16 protein-coding genes and 1 pseudogene are annotated in these 19,966 nt (G+C 35.1%); 13 read left to right on the top strand and 4 right to left on the bottom strand.

Going from position 1 to position 19,966, the window contains the following annotated elements; genetic code table 11:
- The first annotated feature begins 146 nt into the window (after positions 1-146).
- Both AO058_RS06845 and AO058_RS06840 read left to right on the top strand, forming a co-directional pair.
- Entirely contained in the window at positions 147-1,310 is a 1,164-nt protein-coding gene (locus AO058_RS06845; RefSeq protein WP_075325772.1) for an IS4 family transposase, read from the top strand.
- Positions 1,311-1,468: 158 nt separating this feature from the next.
- Positions 1,469-2,347, top strand: coding sequence for a LysR family transcriptional regulator (locus tag AO058_RS06840; RefSeq protein ID WP_075325771.1), 879 nt, complete (start codon positions 1,469-1,471; stop codon positions 2,345-2,347).
- A gap of 287 nt (positions 2,348-2,634) precedes the next feature.
- Here AO058_RS06840 and AO058_RS06835 read toward each other — a convergent pair whose 3' ends face one another.
- A complete protein-coding gene (locus AO058_RS06835; protein ID WP_075325770.1) occupies positions 2,635-4,665 on the bottom strand; it encodes a urocanate hydratase in 2,031 nt (676 codons plus the stop codon).
- Positions 4,666-4,677: 12 nt separating this feature from the next.
- The gene (gene hutH, locus AO058_RS06830; protein ID WP_075325769.1) at positions 4,678-6,168 is read right to left on the bottom strand and encodes a histidine ammonia-lyase; all 1,491 of its coding nucleotides are present in this window, start codon (positions 6,166-6,168) and stop codon (positions 4,678-4,680) included.
- 629 nt (positions 6,169-6,797) lie between these two features.
- Between hutH and AO058_RS06825 the strand changes: the two genes are divergently transcribed.
- The 11 genes and pseudogenes from AO058_RS06825 (at position 6,798) to AO058_RS06770 (ending at position 18,082) form a co-directional block, all read left to right on the top strand.
- A complete protein-coding gene (locus tag AO058_RS06825) occupies positions 6,798-8,651 on the top strand; it encodes a KAP family P-loop NTPase fold protein (RefSeq protein ID WP_075325768.1) in 1,854 nt (617 codons plus the stop codon).
- Positions 8,638-9,471 carry a Qat anti-phage system associated protein QatB gene (gene qatB / locus AO058_RS06820; protein ID WP_075325767.1) on the top strand — a complete coding sequence of 278 codons (834 nt, stop codon included), beginning with the start codon at positions 8,638-8,640 and terminating at the stop codon, positions 9,469-9,471. The genes AO058_RS06825 and qatB overlap by 14 nt, the downstream gene beginning before the upstream one ends.
- Entirely contained in the window at positions 9,468-10,799 is a 1,332-nt protein-coding gene (gene qatC / locus AO058_RS06815; RefSeq protein ID WP_075325766.1) for a Qat anti-phage system QueC-like protein QatC, read from the top strand. The genes qatB and qatC overlap by 4 nt, the downstream gene beginning before the upstream one ends.
- 38 nt (positions 10,800-10,837) lie before the next feature.
- Positions 10,838-11,539, top strand: coding sequence for a Qat anti-phage system TatD family nuclease QatD (qatD, locus tag AO058_RS06810; protein ID WP_198036142.1), 702 nt, complete (start codon positions 10,838-10,840; stop codon positions 11,537-11,539).
- 664 nt (positions 11,540-12,203) lie between these two features.
- The gene (locus AO058_RS06805) at positions 12,204-12,551 is read left to right on the top strand and encodes a single-stranded DNA-binding protein (RefSeq protein WP_075325764.1); all 348 of its coding nucleotides are present in this window, start codon (positions 12,204-12,206) and stop codon (positions 12,549-12,551) included.
- A gap of 73 nt (positions 12,552-12,624) precedes the next feature.
- Positions 12,625-13,074: a JAB domain-containing protein gene (locus AO058_RS06800; RefSeq protein WP_075325763.1), complete on the top strand. Its 450-nt coding sequence runs from the start codon at positions 12,625-12,627 to the stop codon at positions 13,072-13,074.
- A 415-nt stretch (positions 13,075-13,489) separates the two neighbouring features.
- A pseudogene (locus tag AO058_RS18865) lies at positions 13,490-14,007 on the top strand (BfmA/BtgA family mobilization protein).
- 102 nt (positions 14,008-14,109) lie between these two features.
- Positions 14,110-14,784 (top strand): hypothetical protein, encoded by a 675-nt coding sequence (locus tag AO058_RS06785; RefSeq protein WP_075325760.1) that lies wholly within the window; start codon positions 14,110-14,112, stop codon positions 14,782-14,784.
- Between the two features lie 14 nt (positions 14,785-14,798).
- Complete coding sequence (locus AO058_RS06780; RefSeq protein ID WP_075325759.1) at positions 14,799-15,092, top strand: hypothetical protein; 294 nt, start codon at positions 14,799-14,801, stop codon at positions 15,090-15,092.
- 330 nt (positions 15,093-15,422) lie between these two features.
- Complete coding sequence (locus tag AO058_RS06775) at positions 15,423-16,469, top strand: helix-turn-helix domain-containing protein (RefSeq protein ID WP_075325758.1); 1,047 nt, start codon at positions 15,423-15,425, stop codon at positions 16,467-16,469.
- A 407-nt stretch (positions 16,470-16,876) separates the two neighbouring features.
- Positions 16,877-18,082, top strand: coding sequence for a site-specific integrase (locus tag AO058_RS06770; protein ID WP_013073363.1), 1,206 nt, complete (start codon positions 16,877-16,879; stop codon positions 18,080-18,082).
- A 158-nt stretch (positions 18,083-18,240) separates the two neighbouring features.
- Here AO058_RS06770 and AO058_RS06765 read toward each other — a convergent pair whose 3' ends face one another.
- The gene (locus AO058_RS06765; protein ID WP_041580114.1) at positions 18,241-18,675 is read right to left on the bottom strand and encodes a putative quinol monooxygenase; all 435 of its coding nucleotides are present in this window, start codon (positions 18,673-18,675) and stop codon (positions 18,241-18,243) included.
- A 543-nt stretch (positions 18,676-19,218) separates the two neighbouring features.
- Positions 19,219-19,914 carry a hypothetical protein gene (locus AO058_RS06760; RefSeq protein ID WP_013073366.1) on the bottom strand — a complete coding sequence of 232 codons (696 nt, stop codon included), beginning with the start codon at positions 19,912-19,914 and terminating at the stop codon, positions 19,219-19,221.
- Positions 19,915-19,966: the final 52 nt, after the last annotated feature.

The following is a 19,966-nucleotide window of genomic DNA, read 5'->3' as shown; positions in this document are numbered from 1 at the left end:
ATTCTCAATTTTAAATAATAATATCATTAGTGTCCATTAAAAATTTTTAAATGTTCTTTGAAATTACTGATAATCTATACTTTACAAGTCTAATTGGCGCGTGACGATTTGAATTGATTAGGTTTAGCCTCTAAAATTTGGCGGCCATGAATCAAGGAAAATACGTTTTCTCCCAATTGACGGGATATTTACCCCAACGGGTTTTTGATGGGTTTGTCAAAAAGCATGATGGCAACAGGTATGTGAAACATTTTACTTGCTGGAACCAACTACTTTGTATGCTATTCGGTCAGCTGACTAATCGAGAAAGCCTCCGAGACCTGATCGTTGCGCTTGATGCACATAGTGGAAAATCATATTATCTTGGATTGGGCAAAAGTGTAACCAGAAGTAACTTTGCAAAAGCCAACGAAGTTCGGAACTCAAAAATCTTTGAAGATTTTGCCTATCATCTGATCGCTATAGCCCGAGAATTGCATTCTAGTGATGATTTTAAAATCAAAGGAAACATTTATGCCTTTGATTCCTCCACCATAGATCTTTGTCTAAATGTATTTTGGTGGGCGAAATTTCGCAAGGCAAAAGGAGGAATTAAACTTCACACCTTATATGATGTAAACACCCAGATACCAGCCTTTCTGCATATTACCCCTGCTAATGTTCATGACGTGAAGGCAATGGATGAGCTGGTTTATGAAGCGGGTGCCCACTATATATTTGATCGTGCATATCTTGATTACACTAGGTTGTACAAAATAGAACGTTGCTCAGCCTACTTTGTGGTTCGGGCAAAATCGAATACCAAATTCAGGCGGATGTACTCCAATAAAGTCGATAAGCTAACTGGGATCCGATGTGACCAAATTGGAAAATTAAGTGGTTTTTATACTTCCCAAGAGTACCCGGAAAAACTTCGCAGAGTGAAATATTATGATAAAGAGTCGAACCGAACCTTTGTCTTTTTGACAAACAACATGAAAGTTACTGCCGAGGAGGTTGCCTTACTGTACAAAAAAAGATGGCAGGTGGAACTTTTCTTTAAATGGGTCAAACAACACTTGAAGATAAAATCCTTCTGGGGAACATCTGAAAATGCCGTAAAAATCCAGATCTATTGTGCGATAAGTGCTTACTGCCTGGTCTCTATCGTGGCAGATAAACTGAAATTGAAGCGTTCAACCTACGAAATATTACAGGTTTTAGGCATCTCATTATTAGATAAAGCCCCTATAAATGAGCTTTTTATGAATATAAATTATAGTAATGTCAAAGAACTTGATTATAACCAACTGTCACTCAGTCTGTTTTAACTGGACAGTAATGTAATAATATTTTGAAGGAATAAGATTTAAAGTTTTGTAATATCTTGAACACAAGATTCATAAAATCATTCTTCAAACTTGTATAAATCAAACTTAGTATTATTTTTGATAACAAATAAGACTAACTTAGTCAATTATTGATACTTATGATTAATCAAATAGAGTTTAGACACCTTAGATATTTTTTAGCAGTAGCTGAAGATTTGCATTTTAGAAAAGCTGCAGAAAGATTGTACATTTCACAACCCGGATTAAGTAGACAAATTAAACAAATGGAAGATAATTTGGGAATTCAATTATTTGAGCGACATAATAGGAAAGTAAAACTGACACACGTAGGAGAATATTTTAAACAGGAAATAACAAGGAATTTAAAAAACTTGGATATAATAATTAATCATGCTAAACTGCTTCAAGCTGGTAAGGATGGTAGTTTAACTATAGGCTATGTAGGTTCTGCAATCCAAAAAATAATTCCGGAATTATTGATAAATTTTAAAGGAAGATTTCCAAATATTAATTTCGTTCTGAAAGAAATAGATAACCAGAAACAAGTAGAAAATTTACTTTTACAAAATATTGATATAGGCTTTATTAGATTAGAGAGAGTACCGACTGGTTTGAGTATCCGTCCTGTTTTATTAGAAACCTTCTGCCTGGTTTTACCTAAAGATCATCCAATAGATAGCGCTAACTATAAAAACTTATCTCAGTTTAAAGATGATTACTTTATACTCTTTGATCCCAAATTTAGTCCATCATACTTTGAAAAAATAATGCAAATTTTTGATGATAGTGGTTTTACTCCAAAAGTTTCTCACAGTAGTATTCACGCAAATTCTATTTTTAAACTAATTGAGAGTAATTTTGGCATTTCTATTATTCCTAGATCTCTACAAATGCCACATTATGAAAATGTTAAATTTATTGAGTTAGTTGACATTCCACAACGAACTACTTTATCGGTAGCTTGGGATCGAAAAAATACTAATCCTATCTTAAATGATTTTTTAGAATTACTTTAGAAGAAAAACTACAAATGGAAAGTTGCAGTTTTGTTACTGAGCATCCCACTAAATTCCAATCTTAATGATGGTTTTGAGCATCAACTTTACTCAATAATATGTTTTTATTCCTATTTAATATGCTTACCAAAACTTGTTTTCAATTTAGTGCTCCGGAATGGAAACTGCAATATTCATAATCATAGAAAGAAAAGGATTGGAGTAATAATCTGTGATCGGAGCTATTAAAAAGCTTGATTCAATCGATTTTTTACGTACTCTTCTCTTTTCAGAAGCCCGAAATTAAGTTAATGATCTACGGTTTTTGAATAAGGTAATGCTAAAGATAAATTATCCAGAACGGTGTCTTCAACTAAATTTGGAAGTGTAACTTTTAAATTTGGAGTTCTTTTCATTTCCTTTTTAATAGCAAAAGTAGCTCCCTTATTCCGGCCCCAACTTCTCCGTGCAATTCCATTATTGACATCATAGAATAACATATTCCTTAAATTGGCTTCAGCCTCGGGCGTACCATCCAAAACCATTCCGAATCCCCCATTTATTACTTCTCCCCAACCTACTCCTCCTCCATTGTGAATAGACACCCAGGTAGCACCTCTAAAACTATCACCAATCACATTATGAATGGCCATATCCGCAGTAAATTTACTCCCATCATATATATTAGAGGTTTCCCGGTAGGGTGAATCCGTACCACTTACATCATGATGATCTCTTCCTAAAACTATAGGCCCTATTTTTCCAGCCGCTATGGCGTCGTTAAATGCTTTTGCAATTCTTAATCGACCTTCAGCGTCAGCATATAATATACGCGCTTGTGAACCAACGACCATTTTATTTTTTTTAGCATTTTTGATCCATTTAATATTGTCTTTCATCTGTGACTGAATCTCTTTTGGAGAATTTTCCATGATGTTTTTCAATACTAATGCAGCTATTTTATCTGTAGTGTCTAAATCTTTCGGTTTACCTGAAGTGCAGACCCAACGGAATGGTCCAAAACCATAGTCAAAAAACATTGGCCCCAATATGTCTTGTACATATGATGGATATTTAAAATCAATATTGTTCTTTGCCATTACATCTGCCTCTGCTCTGGAAGATTCTAATAGAAAAGCATTTCCGTAATCAAAAAAATAGGTACCTCTTTCAGTATGTTTATTTATGGCGGCTGCATGTCTTCTTAGAGATTTCTGCACTTTGTCCTTAAATAAAACTGGTTCTTCACGAATCAATCGATTAGATTCTTCATAAGAAATACCCACAGGATAATATCCTCCTGTCCATGGAATATGCAATGAAGTTTGATCTGAACCAATATGAATATAAATATTTTCTTCATAAAAACGTTCCCAAACATCAACCACATTACCTATATAAGCAACGGAAACAACTTGGTTATTCTTTTGAGCTTGTTTTGCTTTATCAACTAGTTCGTCCATATCATCAATTAAGACATCTACCCAGCCTTGTTCAAATCTTTTGATTGCTGCTTTAGGATTAACTTCTGCACAAATAGTAATACAATTGGCAATATTTCCTGCTTTTGGTTGTGCACCGCTCATTCCACCTAATCCGGAGGTTAAGAAGATTTTTCCATTTGTGCTTTCTCCTTTCGGCAAGATTTGTCGAAATGCGTTCATTACAGTAATCGTGGTTCCATGAACAATTCCTTGTGGACCAATATACATAAATGAGCCCGCAGTCATTTGTCCATATTGTGTAACGCCCAGTGCATTGAACTTTTCCCAGTCATCTGGTTGAGAATGATTAGGCACCATCATTCCATTAGTAACAATAACTCTTGGAGCACTTTTCGAGGAGGGGAATAATCCCATTGGATGTCCAGAATATAAATGCAAGGTCTGTTCGTCGGTCATTGTAGCTAAATACTGAACTGTTAAAAGGTATTGTGCCCAATTTTGAAACACCGATCCATTACCTCCATACGTAATCAATTCTTCAGGATGTTGTGCCACTTCTGGATCAAGATTGTTCTGGATCATTAATATAATAGCTCTAGCTTGCAAAGATTTCCCAGGATATTCAGAAATATTTCTTGCATAAATTGGATAATCCGGTTTAAATCGATACATATAAATACGACCGAAATTGAGCAATTCTTGGGCAAATTCAACCGCTAATTCTTGATGCCAATCTTTAGGAAAGTACCTCAATGCATTTCTAATTGCCAATTGTTTTTCATTAGTTGATAAAATATCTTTTCGTCTGGGTGCTCTATTTATATTCTTAGAGTATGCCTTTTTTGCAGGCAAACTAGTGGGAATACCTTGTAGAATTTTTTCTTGAAATGTCATATTTAATTAATTTCACTTTACAATAAAAGATCGATCTCTAACCAAATCAATCATGGTATTGATGTCATTTTTTAATATTCTATCATCCTCTAACTTACTTACTCTGCTCCGTACAAGTGCAAAATTTTCCTCGATAACTTTTGAAAATGAATTGGGTCTTCTAAATTCCATAGCTTGTGTAGCAAACATCAATTCTATTGCTAGTATTTTTTCTATGTTTTCTAAAATTTGATTTAGTTTTCGACCAGAAATACTTCCCATAGATACGAGGTCTTCTTGCCCCAAAGATGTTGGGATACTATCAGCAGAAGGTGGGAAACACAATGATTTGTTTTCTGATGCCAAGGCAGCTGTAGTATACTGCGGAATCATGTAACCCGAATTTAAGCCTTCATTTTCAGTAAGCAATCTTGGCAAACCATACTTGCCTTCTAATAACAAATAGCATCGCCTATCAGAAATATTTCCTAATTCCGAAGCTGCCAAAGAGGCATAATCAATAGCCATTCCTAATGGTTGTCCATGGAAATTACCACCAGATATAGCTTGGGTTTCACTTAACACAATCGGGTTATCCGTAACAGAATTCATTTCTATTTCTGTCAGTTCTTTTAAATGATAATAGGCATTTCTAGAGGCCCCATGCACTTGGGGAATACAACGAATTGAATAGGGGTCTTGTACACGGTTGCACTCCAAATGGCTTTCTATATTCTGAGAATCTTTAAGCAATTTCCGAATTCTCTTGGCTACTTTTAAATTCCCTGGAAAAGGACGAATTTCATGCAAAGCTTTTTTAAACGGAGCAGCACTGCCCTGAAACCCCTCTAAACTCATAGCCCCGGCTACATCTGCTAAATCCAGTAGGTATTTCATTTTATCGAGGCCTTTAATAGAATGAGCCAAAATAAATTGTGTTCCGTTTATTAGTCCTAAACCTTCTTTAGCTTCTAATTGTAATGGTTTCAAACCGTGAGAGAATAAGACTTTTTTCGCTGAACGAATATCATCTTTAATCCAAAAATCACCTTCTCCTATTAAAGGCAAAAACAAGTGAGATAGAGGTGCTAAATCTCCTGAAGCACCTACAGAGCCCTGTTCTGGCACTACTGGAAGTAAGTTATTTTCTATAAAATATATAATTCGCTCAATTACGCAAAGCCTTACCCCAGAGAACCCCTGACATAGGGCATGTACTTTACAGATCATCATGATCTTTGATAATTCTTTGTCGATTGGCTTGCCTACCCCAACGGCATGACTAATCAATAAATTTTCTTGTAACTTTTTAGTTTCGTCTGGGGCTATTTGTTTATCACACAACGGACCAAATCCAGTATTAATACCATATACTGCTTTATTGGCCTTGGCTATCACTTCTACTTTTTTTCTACTTGATTTTACCCTTTCTTTTACTGTACTTGTTAAATTACCTTTCAAATTGCCATTGGTTATGTCTTTTACTTTTTTTAGTGATAACCGATCAATTCCATATTTAAACATATTATATTAAAATTATTTTAAGGCAAAGTAACTCTATTTTTCTATAGCTTATGGGACTAATTTTATCAATAATCGATAATCATAGGTTATTAATCGGAAAATGAATTTTCTTATATTTCTCTATTTTTAAAAAATTTTACTGAATATGCGATGAGTTTAATTGGTTTAGCTTAAATTTCGATAAAGGAGTATAATCCTTTATTATAATTTGATAACTAAAATTAAATACAAGGCTCACAAAGCCGGTATTGAACTTATCATAGGTTAAATCTAATAACGAGGGTGCTTGTACACCCGTAAGGTGGGGAGCATTTCAATCACTAAATGCGCTTAGCATATACAATGGTGTGGGCATTGCTTTTTTTTTCATCCTTTCAAGCAAATAAAGCATCATACAAATATACTTATAGCCAGTTGGGTTAATTTATAAACTTTACAAATATTTTTAAGAACATCAGTAATACACGAAAGGATTCGTTGGTATAGCTATATTTTTTGAATATACCAAACTAAGGGGAAAAATCCCCTTTTTCAAAGAAAGAGGTACGTTTTTATATGTATCAGTCATTCAAACATTTTAAATTATATACATTTAAAACGTTATAAACTCATAAAATGACTATATATATATGTGGAGTGATAATGAAACTCATTCAGACTTTATAGATTTTAAGCATCTCATTGATGCTTCTAAAACCATTCTTGATAACGACCAACTATTACCTTGCAGTATTGGAATATATGGAGATTGGGGTGGAGGAAAATCTAGTTTAATGAACATGATCGAGACGACCTATGAAAATGAAAAGGATATACTAGTAATAAAATTTAATGGATGGCTCTTTGAAGGGTATGAGGATACGAAAACAGTATTATTAGGGAGGATACTGGATGAGGTAATTAAAGGGAGAAAGCTTAGTGAAAAAGCTAAAAAATTAGCGGCTGGTTTACTAAGAAAAGTGGATCTTCTTAAACTAACTGGTTCCGTAATTAAATATGGTGCCGGTTTGGCTTCAGGCCCAGCCGGAATTGCTGGAATTACCCTTTCAAATATGATGAATGAAGGAAAAGATTTTGATTATGAAAATTATCTGAAGGAAGACAACGAGAATCCGGATGAACTTATGAGAAACAATATTCAGAATTTTCATCAGAATTTTGAAGATCTTGTGGCTGAGACTAAAATAAAGAAGATAATCGTATTTATCGACGACCTGGATCGTTGTACCCACGAAACCATAATTGGGACTTTAGAGGCTATTAAGCTATTTTTATTCACCAAAAAAACCGCTTTTGTAATCGGTGCAGATGAGCGTCTTATTAAATATGCGGTCCGCAGAAGATTCCCTGAAATCCCTGGAGATAATAGTGAAGTGGGTCGCGATTATCTGGAGAAAATGATCCAATATCCCATCCGTATTCCACCTTTAAGTGAATTGGAATTGAGTATCTATGTAAACCTGTTGTTTTGCCAGTTATATCTGGAAAAAAAAGAGTTTGAATCTGTAAGGGAAACTATTTTACGAAAGAAAAATGAAGATCAGTTAGGCTTTTCTTTTAACTTTAATAATGTAAATGATTTTATAACAGAAGTCCCCGACTCTCTGAAAGAAGCGCTACTACTTTCGGAACAACTTAATCCAGTACTTGCAACGGGGCTCAATGGGAATCCCAGACAAGCAAAACGTTTTTTAAACACCCTGTTATTACGATCTAAAATGATCGCAAATACTCGGGAAAAGTTCGAGAAACGCATTCTTGCAAAATTGATGTTGTTAGAATATTTTAAAGGAGAGACCTTTAAGGATTTTTATGAAGAACAGGCACAAAATAAAGGGGCTATAACTGAAATGAAGGAGCTGGAAGAATTGGCTCAAAATGTAGCAAAGGATTCAGAGCAAAAAGAGAAAATTTCACCTAAGCATTTAGATTTACTAGAAGATCCATGGATTAAAAATTGGCTGGCCTCAGAACCCTCTCTAGCTGGCGTTGATTTTCAGCCATATTTTTATGTTTCTAGAGACAAATTATCAATCATGGGTACTAATATACGACGCATGAGTTCGGAAGCCCAGGAAATCTTTCGAAAATTGATGCAAGGATCGCAAACCATACGTAACAATGCTCTTCAATCTTCTAAAACTTTAAGTCAAGGAGATGCGGCGACGGTATTTGAATCTCTAAAGGAAAAGCTTCTTCAAACCGAACAGATAAGTGGAGAGGATTCTCCCCTTGGAATCCTTTTTGAGTTCTGTAAGATACGTACAGAATTGAATTCTCAATTATTATCTATGTTGCAAGATCAGCCAGATTCCCGCATTCCATTAGCAGCCGTACCTCAGGTAATTGAAATCAGTAAAACCGGTAGCCATCAAGGCCAAGTAAAAGAACTTATTACTGGTTGGAGTAAGTCAAGTACAAATAAATCACTTGCGAAAATTGCTAAGAAAAAATTGACAAAACCTAATTATGGGAACATCTAAATCAGGCTCTGGAGTGCCAGGATCTTCACCGCTTTTACCTGATTGGGCCCCACCGGCCTCTCCTCCTCCGCCAGAAGAGGAACAACAGGACACTCCGGATGATACAAACGAAGAAGAAGCTCAAGATCGACCTACTTATGAATCCACAGCCGACTTTCAGTCCGTAAAATCAAACTTTACAAAATATGTAAATAAGCCATCTAGAAGCACTTTCAAAACTGCAATACGCAGTTATATAGGTAAAACAGGAGGTGTGAAAAAGTCTACCATTTCTGCAGCAGCAGGGATAAGAACCGGAAGAGGATATATTAGCTTTCTAAATAATCTAGGATCACAGGGATTATCAGAAACACTTTCTCAACTAGGATTGACAAGTCACATTGGCAAGTCTAGTGAAGAAGTACTGGCTATTATTGCAGATAAAATTGCACCAGTAGGTTCTACAAATGATGAAGCGATTGCTCGGGCGGCGGTATTAATAGCCACGGAAAAACTCTATGGGCGCCTGGAAGAAGATGGCCAGGATCTAGCTACTTTAGACACCCTGAATGAAGCTCATATTAAAGAGGTTGTGATAGAATATGTTAGTGCCTATATATTCAAAAAGTGGGTATATGAAGCTGGTATGGCCCTTGAAAAAAATAAGCTTTCAGAAAATAAAGCTATTGAGTTAGAACATCAAATGAAAGATCTAATAAAACAGGAGGTAAAAGGGGGAATAGAGAAGGCTAATCTCAAAAATTTTAATCTAGCACAGGAATCCGGTCGAGATCTGGTATTAGAAATTTTTGAACTGGCTTACACAACTTTAGAAGAATGAAAAGAATAAAAGTAATTTTTAAGCAACACAGACAGGATAATTTCACTTTGAATGAAGGTAAGGATGTTTTAATTATCTGTACTAGTGATCAGGGATTATCAGATACCTTGATGACAACCAATGTATTTAATATCTTAAAAAAGCGCGCTATCACTCCGCCAGAAGAAACATTTGATCTCCTTCACTTTGCTATCGGTCTCTATGTTATAGATCAGGTGTATTCCAGAAAGGCTTTTGGTTTCCAAGGATGGAGTCGTTATTTTGAAATCTATGTACCAGTTACAAAACCTGGACTTTGGCAGGAAATTAAGGAAGAACTTGAAAATACCTTATCTTTTCTTAGTGGAGATAGGTGGATATTGCATTTTAGAGAATTAATAAAAGAAGAAAAGCAATTAAAAATTCCAGAAGAAAAACAGGCCTCAAAAATCGATAAAGTAGCACTTTTTTCAGGAGGAATGGATTCTTTTATAGGGGCTATCGATTATCTTGAGCAGGGAAATCGTATGGCTTTTGTAAGTCATTATAAACGAGGTTCTGAGGGAGCAGCCCAGCAAACATTGTTTAGAGCTTTAAGAAAAAAATATGGGAATGAAGCGTTTGAGACATTTCGATTCTGGGTTCAACCGGTTAAGAAAAATGCGCCTTCTGCAGATATTAGCAGTAGAATACGCTCATTTCTTTTCGTTGCCCTAGGTCTAACCATTGCCAACAGTCTGGACGAAAAAATAGATTTTATTATTCCAGAAAACGGACTGATATCATTAAATGTCCCTTTAACAGGTACACGGCTAAGTAGTCATAGCACCCGCACTACTCATCCATACTATATCTATAAACTTCAAAGTATCTTTGGTCACCTGGGAATTAAGAATAACTTTTACAATCCCTATCAAATTGCTACTAAAGGGGAAATGGCTCTAAACTGTAAAAACCTGAAACTATTGCGAGAATTAAACAAGGATACGCTTTCATGTTCCCATCCAGATCAAAACAGATGGAAAAAGGGAGGGAAATCAGGGGTTCACTGTGGATATTGTGTGCCTTGTATCATAAGACAGGCTGCTGAAAAAAAAGCAAGCTTAGAGGGTACTGTTTATGTTCATAATATTATTAATAATCCCACCTCTCTAAAATTCCTGTCCGGTGCAGACCTACGGGCTTTTCAACTAGCGTTGGAACGAATAAAAAGTGTCTCTGAGAAATCTCTTACCTTTGAAATTATGAACTCCGGCCCTCTTTCTTTTCCAGGAAAGTATGGATTATCAGATTATGTCGGTATATATAAAAGAGGTATGGAAGAGGTAGCAGATTTTTTATATCCATAATTATGTATTTCCACGATACGCATTTTCACCTGGATCTTATGAAAGATCCTGAAGCTGTAGTTCAGCAAATCGAGAGAAATAAATGCTACACCATTGCAGTGACCAACAGCCCGAGTGTATTTTTCTATTCCAAACGTCTCAGTCTTGGCACTAAATATACCAGAGCTGCTTTGGGATTCCATCCTGAACTGGTTGCGGAACGATACCAGGAATTACCGAAATACCTTGACCTCCTTAGTCAAACACGATATATTGGTGAGATTGGTTTGGATAATCATCAAAAATCCGCAGCCGATTTTCATAAGCAACTGTTTGTTTTTAAGAAGATAATTGCAGCTTGTAGAGCTTCCGGGGATAAAATTATCACGATTCACAGCCGCAAGGCTGAAAAAGATGTTCTTCAAATCATAGGGGCTAATTTTCCAGGAAAGATAATTTTACATTGGTATTCCGGTCCCTCAAACCTAATAGACAATGCCCTTAGCAATGGCTATTACTTTTCTGTCAATATGCGAATGCTAAACTCAAAAAATGGAAGAAATATCATTCAAAAGCTACCTTTGGATCGTATATTACTAGAATCTGATGCCCCCTTTACACTCTCTCGAAACCAAAGATATCATTCCATTTTATTTCAAGAAATGGTAGCCGAACTTGCTACTTTAAAAGATTTTGCGAAGGATGAAATGTTCTACTATCTAAATAAAAATTTTAAGAAACTTATAGAGGCTCCAAAATAATCCATCTTCCGAAAACTTACTTGTTGTTCATCGATATATTTTGAAATTAAAAAACCAATAGCCATACTATAATGTTGATTTTTATAAGTTATATTTTTTTAATACCCGTTCAGCCCATTCCAACTACATTTCGCAAAAGCTCCATTCCGGGAAAAGCGCTTCTTTACAAAGGTCTTGGACATCCTTTTCATTTGCCCCGAAATTCCTGCTAAAATAGTAGGGACCACTTAGCATTTAAATTTTGGCTGAAATTGAAACAATAAGGAAGCCCGCCTAATCGGATTACATTCTTGCATTTACTTGGCTTCCGGTTGTTTTTCAATTTCAGTATTTCCATTTCCTTCCCGGCCGTAGCTGTCTCTACCTTTTTTGTAATGCAAAATACCAATATTTAGAAGTTAGTACGGACTGCATAAGCCAGTCGTCCCTCCTTTTTATAAGTCCTCCCTAATTCTAAATATTAGCAACTGTATCAGCATCAAAAAAGGTAACAGCAAACGGCTCTGTAAGAAGTAAATCAACAAATAAAAATTATGAAATCATTTCAAAACAACATACCCGGAAGCGAAGTAAAAAAATCAAAAAAAGAAAACGCTCCGGATATAAAAAGTAAATCAATGTTTAATCAACCTGCAAAAAAAGCAGGTATCTAAATCTTTTAATTATGAGTAATCTAAGAAACCAAGTACAGTTAATCGGCAATGTGGGGAATGCCCCTGAAACCAAAAACTTTGAAAGTGGTAAAAAAGTATGCAGTTTTTCACTGGCTACCAATGAATACTACCACAAAGAGGGTGAGAAAATCCAACAAACCGACTGGCACAATGTAGTGGCCTGGGGAAAACAGGCCGAGCTAATCGAAAAGTATGTTGACAAAGGAAAAGAAGTTGCCATCCGCGGAAAACTGACTTCCCGATCCTACGAAACCCAAAACGGAGAAAAACGATTTGTTACAGAAATTTTGGTAAATGAAATTCTATTCCTTGGAAATAAGGAAGCTAGTGAAAAGTAATCAAAAAGCAAAGAGGGCGTCATCATCGAAAATCGCGCCCTCTTTTAATTATTAATCTATTAAATCAATAATTATGAAAACCAAAGTTAGTGAAATAAAAATATCCTATCGCAGCAAAGTAAAACTTAGTGAGACCCCAAAAATAAACTCTTCCGCTACCGCTGCAGAAGTATTGTTTTCCAACTGGGATAAAGATGAAATAGAAGTCAGCGAGAGTTTTAAACTCCTATTGCTCAACAATAATAATCGCGTAAAAGGGATCTTTGAAGTATCCAAAGGAGGGATCACCTACACCCTGGTAGATTTACGCATTATTTTTGGGGTTATCCTAAAGAGCCTTAGTACTGCAGTTATCCTTACTCATAACCATCCCTCGGGTACCCTATTACCCAGTAACCCCGATAAGGATTTGACCCATAAAATTAAAAGGGCCGCAGAATTATTTGATATAAAAGTTTTAGACCATTTAATACTTACCCCCGGTGGCGATTATTATAGTTTTGCAGATAATGGAATTCTTTAAACCTAAAGGCCTTTGATTTTTTCAAAGGCTTTTTTAGCTCTTAAATTCATCTAAATAAAAATTACTATATTTATTTCGCTGATCTTCAGCATTCAAAATTTACGCAGGAATATCCCTTTTTTGACTTTCGCCGATAGACCTGCACATCAAAAAAATTATAACCCGGAAATTTTTTCCAGGAAAGAGGCAACTGGCTTTCAAGGCAGATTGTACGGAATTTTTGTCCCGCTCTGCGGGACGAAAAGGAGTAGCAAGAGGATAACACGCTACGCGATGTTAAGCACTCCTTTTTGTTTTTAAATAACTGATTATCAGATATTTAAAATTTATACAGGTTCCTAATACTTTGCAATTTGCGACAAATGCCCCGCCAGAGCCCATTTTTAGGGAAGATTTTGCGACAAATCGGCGAATTATGGACTCATTTATCGGCATCAGGTTCAAAAAGGAAACTGCCAGACGTTTCCAGGAATTTTCAAAAAAACACTTTAAATCGCATACCAATACAATGACTGCTATGCTGGATTTTTTTCAACAAAATAAGCTTTCCCAAAAGAAAACCTCGGGCCCAATATGAACTCCCTGGAGTACAGTCTCAAAAAACGTATCGATGGCTTTATTGCCATCCTTCGTGATATCGAAAAAAACCAGACCAAACCTACACAGGCAATGTTGGCCGCTCTCTTTGAAGAACTCCCCCAGCACGGTAAAAAATCCAAGCGCATTCCTGATATGGAGGACTTAATATTCACCCCCACAGTTCAAAAAGAAGAAGCCGAACCTGCCACCCCGAAATTTAATAGTGACCTGCTCCTACTACTGGAAAACCTAGAGTATCACCAGCCTTCATTTTCTAAAGACTATTACCGGCTAAACCTGGATAGAAATAGCGTAGTACAACTAAAACAAAAATATCAAGTACATAAATCTTAGTCCACAAAAACCTGGCGGAAGCTACAGAGAAAGAGTCGAATTGAAGTATGTGAAAATATACAGGGAAGCCAAAGCGATTTACAAATCTGAAAACTACAAAAAATGAGCGACGTTAATTACATTAGCCAGCTGAACGGAGTATTACGAAAATTCGCTGATGACGAAAATATCTCGTCCTCTCACCGCAGCCTGTATCTGGCTTTTTTTGAAATATGGAATCAGAAACGTTTTCCGAAAACCATAAGGATTAACAGTAAACAAGTAATGGCACTCGCCAAAATACGTTCCAGGACGACCTATCACAAACTACTACGGGATCTAAACAATTGGGGGTATCTCCAGTACCGTCCCACCACTAGTCCCCATATGGGATCCCTCATCGAGCTGTTCAGATTTGATACACCTTCTGACCAAAAAATGGACAACACCTATCCAGTTTCTGAACAGGTACCTGTCCAAAAATTGGTACCTTTTAATAAACATGATAAACATAATATAAACCTTCTTCAAACCTTTTGTCCAAAAAATGAACAAGTAGTTATTGCCTATTTTAAAAAAGAAAGAAGAAGTAGTAAGGAGGCTAAAAAATTTTATAATTTTTACGAATCTATAGGTTGGAAATTAAATGGGCATCCAATTACAAACTGGCAAGCCTGTGCCCGAAATTGGATGCTGAAAGCTGATGAAATAAAAAAAGATCAAAATTTTAAACCTGTGTCCGCTAATAAGGACTACTTACATACTACCAAGGATAAAGATTATGGGCAGCCTTTGTAAAATAGAAGAGCAGAATGATTTTATGTATATCGAAATCGTTCACAAAAAAGAAACTCCAGTCAATCAACCGAACGCAAAACAATCAATTACGATCGATTACGACCGATTACGACCGATTATCAGAAGAAGAAAAGCAATTACTACTATATCTAATGGACCACCACCAAATAGTTAGAAAAAAAGCTGTTCAACTATTGAAAATAGGAGAAACAAAAACAAAAGAAGTGTTTAATGAATTGCTGGACAAGGAACTTATTAAACGTAAAGGCAAGGGAAGAGCTACTTTTTATACGCTAACCAACAACTAAGGAAATTCAAAAATTTGGATACTAAAAGCTGACGAAATAAAAAAAGATCAAAATTTTAAACCTGCGTATCATAATAAAGACTACTTGCATACTAGTACGAATAAAAACTATGGGGAGCCGTTATAGATTAGATGATCAAATTCAAAATTTCATTTAATTTGAATGCTGTATGACGTAATGTTTACGTTCTTTTTTATTTTTCACTAAACGGAAATCTATTGGAGTACACAGAATCGAATAATAAAAAGAAACAAATAAATTTTAAGATTTCCTATACACGCTCTTAGTTGACAAATAGATATATTTGCAAATATTTGTAAACCTAACCTTATGCAAGCTATTTTTTCTAAACGTCTTAAAAGTGCCAGAATTCTTGCCGGAATGTCTCAAGACGATCTCGTGAAAAAAATAGATAAACTGGTTTCTAAAAATGCTATTTCCAAATATGAAAAAGGGCAAATGCTACCAGATTCCAATGTGTTGATCCAGCTGGCAAAAGCCCTCAATGTAAAGCCCGATTATTTTTTTAGAAGTTACAATGTAGAAATCGAAAAAGTTGAATTTCGGAAAAAGAAAAAATTGGGGACTAAAAAACTAAATGCAATCCAGGAACAGGTAAAGGATATGGTTGAGCGATACCTGGAACTCGAGCAGTTTCTGGAAATTAAATCTGAATTTAAAAATCCTATCCGCGATAAAATTATCAATGATGGCGATGATGTCGAAAATGCGGTAAATACTTTGCTAACTGAATGGAAACTGGGCTTTAATGCCTTGCCAAACGTGGTGGAATTTTTAGAAGAAAAAGAAATAAAAGTAGTAGAGATAGACGCGCCCCCAGCATTTGACGGTTTTTCCGGCTGGGCCGATAAAGTTTACCCAGTGGTGGTCCTGAATAAAAACTATGCTATAGAACGTAAACGCCTTACTGCTTTGCACGAATTAGGGCACCTGCTTTTAAATTTTAATAAAAATTTAGAGCATAAGGATATTGAAAAACTCTGTTTTAGGTTTGCCGGAGCGATGTTAATTCCTAAAGAAACCTTTTTTAAAGAATTGGGTGAAAAACGTACCTCCATTAGTCTTAATGAGCTAATAAATAGCAAACAAGAATACGGTATATCTGTACAGGCAATTATGCGAAGGGCTAAAGATTTAGGGGTTATTACCGATTATTATTATCGAGGCTTTTGTATAAAAATGGCTAAGAATAAGGAAGAGCGAGATTTAGGTAATTATATTGGAATAGAAAAGTCAAATCGGTTTAACCAACTTTTATTTCGGGCAGCTTCAGAGGATATTATTTCCTTAAGTAAAGCTGCGAATTTGGCTAATTTAAAATTGGCAGCATTTAGAAAAGAGTTTATCGCTTTATGAGAATTATTGTTAATGATGCAAATATTCTCATAGACCTGGTAGAACTTGACCTCCTAAGACTAAATTCATAAAATTCACGGGTAAATGAAAGCAATTAATATCAATTAAAATTTACTTTTGAAAAATGAGATATTCTGTACCTATTCTGTACCCAGTAAAAAAAAGAAAGGCTCCACATTTCTGTGAAGCCTTGTCTTTGCTAGTAGCGGGAACTGGACTCGAACCAGTGACCTTCGGGTTATGAGTTTTCAACCCTCACCCTTCAAAAGCGCCTAAAACACCTGTTTTTCAATGATTTATGATTGGTGTAATTTTTTTTAATATTAAAAAATAAGGCTTGAAACTAATAAATGTTGTACCTATGTTGTACCCATAATTTACTATATTTATAATTCAATGTATTTATTATGGCAACCATTAGAGCAGTTTTACGTAAAAAAAAGAACTCAGAAAATAAATTTCCGATAGCAATTAGGATCACAAAAGACAGAAAAAGTACGTTTCTGGGTACCGGTCAATATATTGAAGAAAAATACTGGGATAAAACAAATAGGTGTGTGAGGAAAAAACATCCTAATGCCAATTACATCAACAATTTTATTATATCGAAAATTGCCGAAGCAAATAAGAAAGTTCTCGAAGCTGAAAGCAGTGAAGAATACCAAAACGTTAGATCCATAAAAAGGAAAATCACACAGAATAAAAAAGTCGATTTTTTTGAAATTGCAGATAAGCATCTGGAAAATTTAAAAAACAGGAATCGACATCATCAATATGATACTGAGGTAGGTCGCTTAAAAAAGCTAAAAAAATTTATAGAGAAAAACGAATTAGGTTTTAATGAGATAACTGTTTCACTTCTTAAAAAATTTGAAGCCTATTTACTTCATAATAAAAAGCGTTCACCGCGTACGGTAGTGAACTATCTGATTTTAATACGAACTATTTACAATCTTGCCATATCTGAATCTTTAGTTGACAGAGGTATGTATCCCTTCGGAAAAGGAAAAATTCAGATCAAAATTCCAGAAACCCAGAAAATTGGTTTAAACCTTAAAGAGATACAACGCCTGGAAAATGCCGCCGATCTGACAGAACCTCAGCAAAAAGCCGTGCATGTATGGCTTATCAGTTTTTATTTTGCCGGGATCAGGGTAGGTGATGTATTAAAATTAAAATGGTCAGATTTTAATGATGGAAGGTTAATGTACCGAATGAACAAAAACAGTAAATTGGTAACCCTTAAAACACCAGAAAAGGCTGAGGCTATATTCAAACAGTATCGAAAGAAAGATTCCCTACAGGATTTAATTTTTGATTATCTCAAAGACACAGACCTATCAGATACCCATAGAGTTTCTATTAGAACCCAAAGTGTAAACAGAAACCTAAACCGGCTCCTAAAAAGGGTGGCATCAAAACTAAAGATCAAGAAAAAAATGAGCATGCACATTGCGCGGCACAGCTTTGGGAATATTTCTGGGGATAAAATCCCAATTCAAATGCTGCAAAAGCTTTACCGTCATTCATCGGTGACTACCACCATAAATTATCAAGCGAATTTTATTCATAAGGAAGCTGATGATGCATTGGATAGTGTAATCAATTTTTAAATTTAGGTGATGGCAATTACCTAAATTTTTTGAAAGGTGCCGGTGACCTCAGTAGTATCTTTCCATTTCCAAGAATATCTTCTGCAAATACAGATGCGGGAGAGATTAATTTCAGGGTTATTAAAGATATATTCAGTAATGGATTAACAGAAAATCTGCTAATTATGTCCGTCAATTTTTTTAAATATTTCTGGCATTGACTCTTCATCAATTGCTTTCATATCTATTAATTTCAGAGATTTTACCATTCTCTGGGTATTGGTTTTATAATATTGAAAATGCGGTGCTTCCAAATGAGACTCGTATGCTTTTTTATCAGCATAAATTTCTAAAATCCTTATTTGGTTAGGGTTTTCCGTTTGATACATGGGGAAAATTGAAACGACCCCGGGCTCCACCCTAACAGAGGCCTCAGCTTCTTCTTTCAAAATTTCCTTATATTCCTCTATGTACTCAGGATAAATTTCTAATTCTGCTATTCTGATGAGCATTTCCTTAGAGCTGAAGGCATCTTTACTTACATTATTTTCTTTGCAAGATGAAAAACATAGTATGATTGTTAAGAAAGCAAGCTGGATTTTTAATGACTTCATAACTCCCATTTTTATTTATTATATCTCCCTTAGATTTCTATATTCTCACTGGTTAAAAACCAATTTAGAAAAAATTAAGTTTCCCAGCTTGTAATATACAGTTATTTAAAAGTCCTTTATATTTGAATTCAAGTTGAAGATAGCGGTTAAGGAGTGGCCAACACCTTGCAGATGATGGGGGCGACTTGCGGCTGATAAAGACGGCGTTATCTAATATTAATCTGCAAATAAGTCCCGTATGAGGCGGGGCTTATTTTATCCAGCGCTGAGGCGAGAGTTTCTAGCATATTATATATCTTACCAAGGTACATAAGTGAACCACCCGGAAAAGGAAATTCAGTAATTAAAACTTTACACGATTCTTTATGGTTTTTCAAGTGTTAGGCAAGATTTTATTGCTCTGGTTCTCTCGGCCTTTTTAGTGAAGACTATAATGTATATCTCCCTTCATAATTTTTGGTATGTTTGTGACCTCTGAGCTGCTATAAATAATTGATACTAAAAATTTGCATATACATTCGTCCGTACCACCAACAGGAAGGCTTACTTCCTAGTATCATTCTTTTTCATTCGCAAGTCAGTTATTTTCCACAATTGATAGTCCATTTTATACATAGATTTAAATGCTAAACATATTTCCGAAATCATTTTACTGAAATCCTCGTCAGGCTTCCATTTAACTTTGAAGTTTCCAATATCTATGTCATTATGTTTTTCTGTATGCGATAAAAAGAATTTTCTAAACATTAAGAACAATGTATCTTTGTAAGTATGAAATAATTCAGGATATTTTCTTTGCACATCGATTGAGAAAAATGAATTTTCCTCATACTCAAATCCACTGAATTTTTTTAGCTTAAAAAGTTCTAGCCAAAAAGAATCGCTCATATTTTTCAGGTTATCAGCATGAAGAAATGATGTTGTTAAGTAAATCCCTTCTAAATCAGTTGCTAAATAATAAGTGCCGCCAGTCTTTTTTGATTCAATTATTAATGATGGTCCATATAAATTCACGTACATTTTACTTGTATCAAAGTCATCTTTAAAATTTCCATATTCTATAGCCAAATCAGCAATTTCCCCAAGTATGCCAGAAGTTTCGTAAGTCAAATTTGTTAACTCTTCCTCACTTTGGTTCTCCATATCAAATAAAGAGTTCCTTTGCCGGTTCAAAACTTCAATCCAGCGGTCGAAATTCTTAAAATCACCTTTAATTATATTATTTAATCGATTATTCATTGAATATTAAATTGGTTAGGAGTAATTAATATTAGTGCGTTAATAAACTTAA

Origin of the sequence: Salegentibacter sp. T436, from assembly GCF_001932675.1 — a bacterium.
In the GTDB taxonomy this organism is placed as follows: domain Bacteria; phylum Bacteroidota; class Bacteroidia; order Flavobacteriales; family Flavobacteriaceae; genus Salegentibacter; species Salegentibacter agarivorans.
Note: the sequence above shows the minus strand (reverse complement) of the source record. Positions and strands in the feature narration are given on the sequence as shown.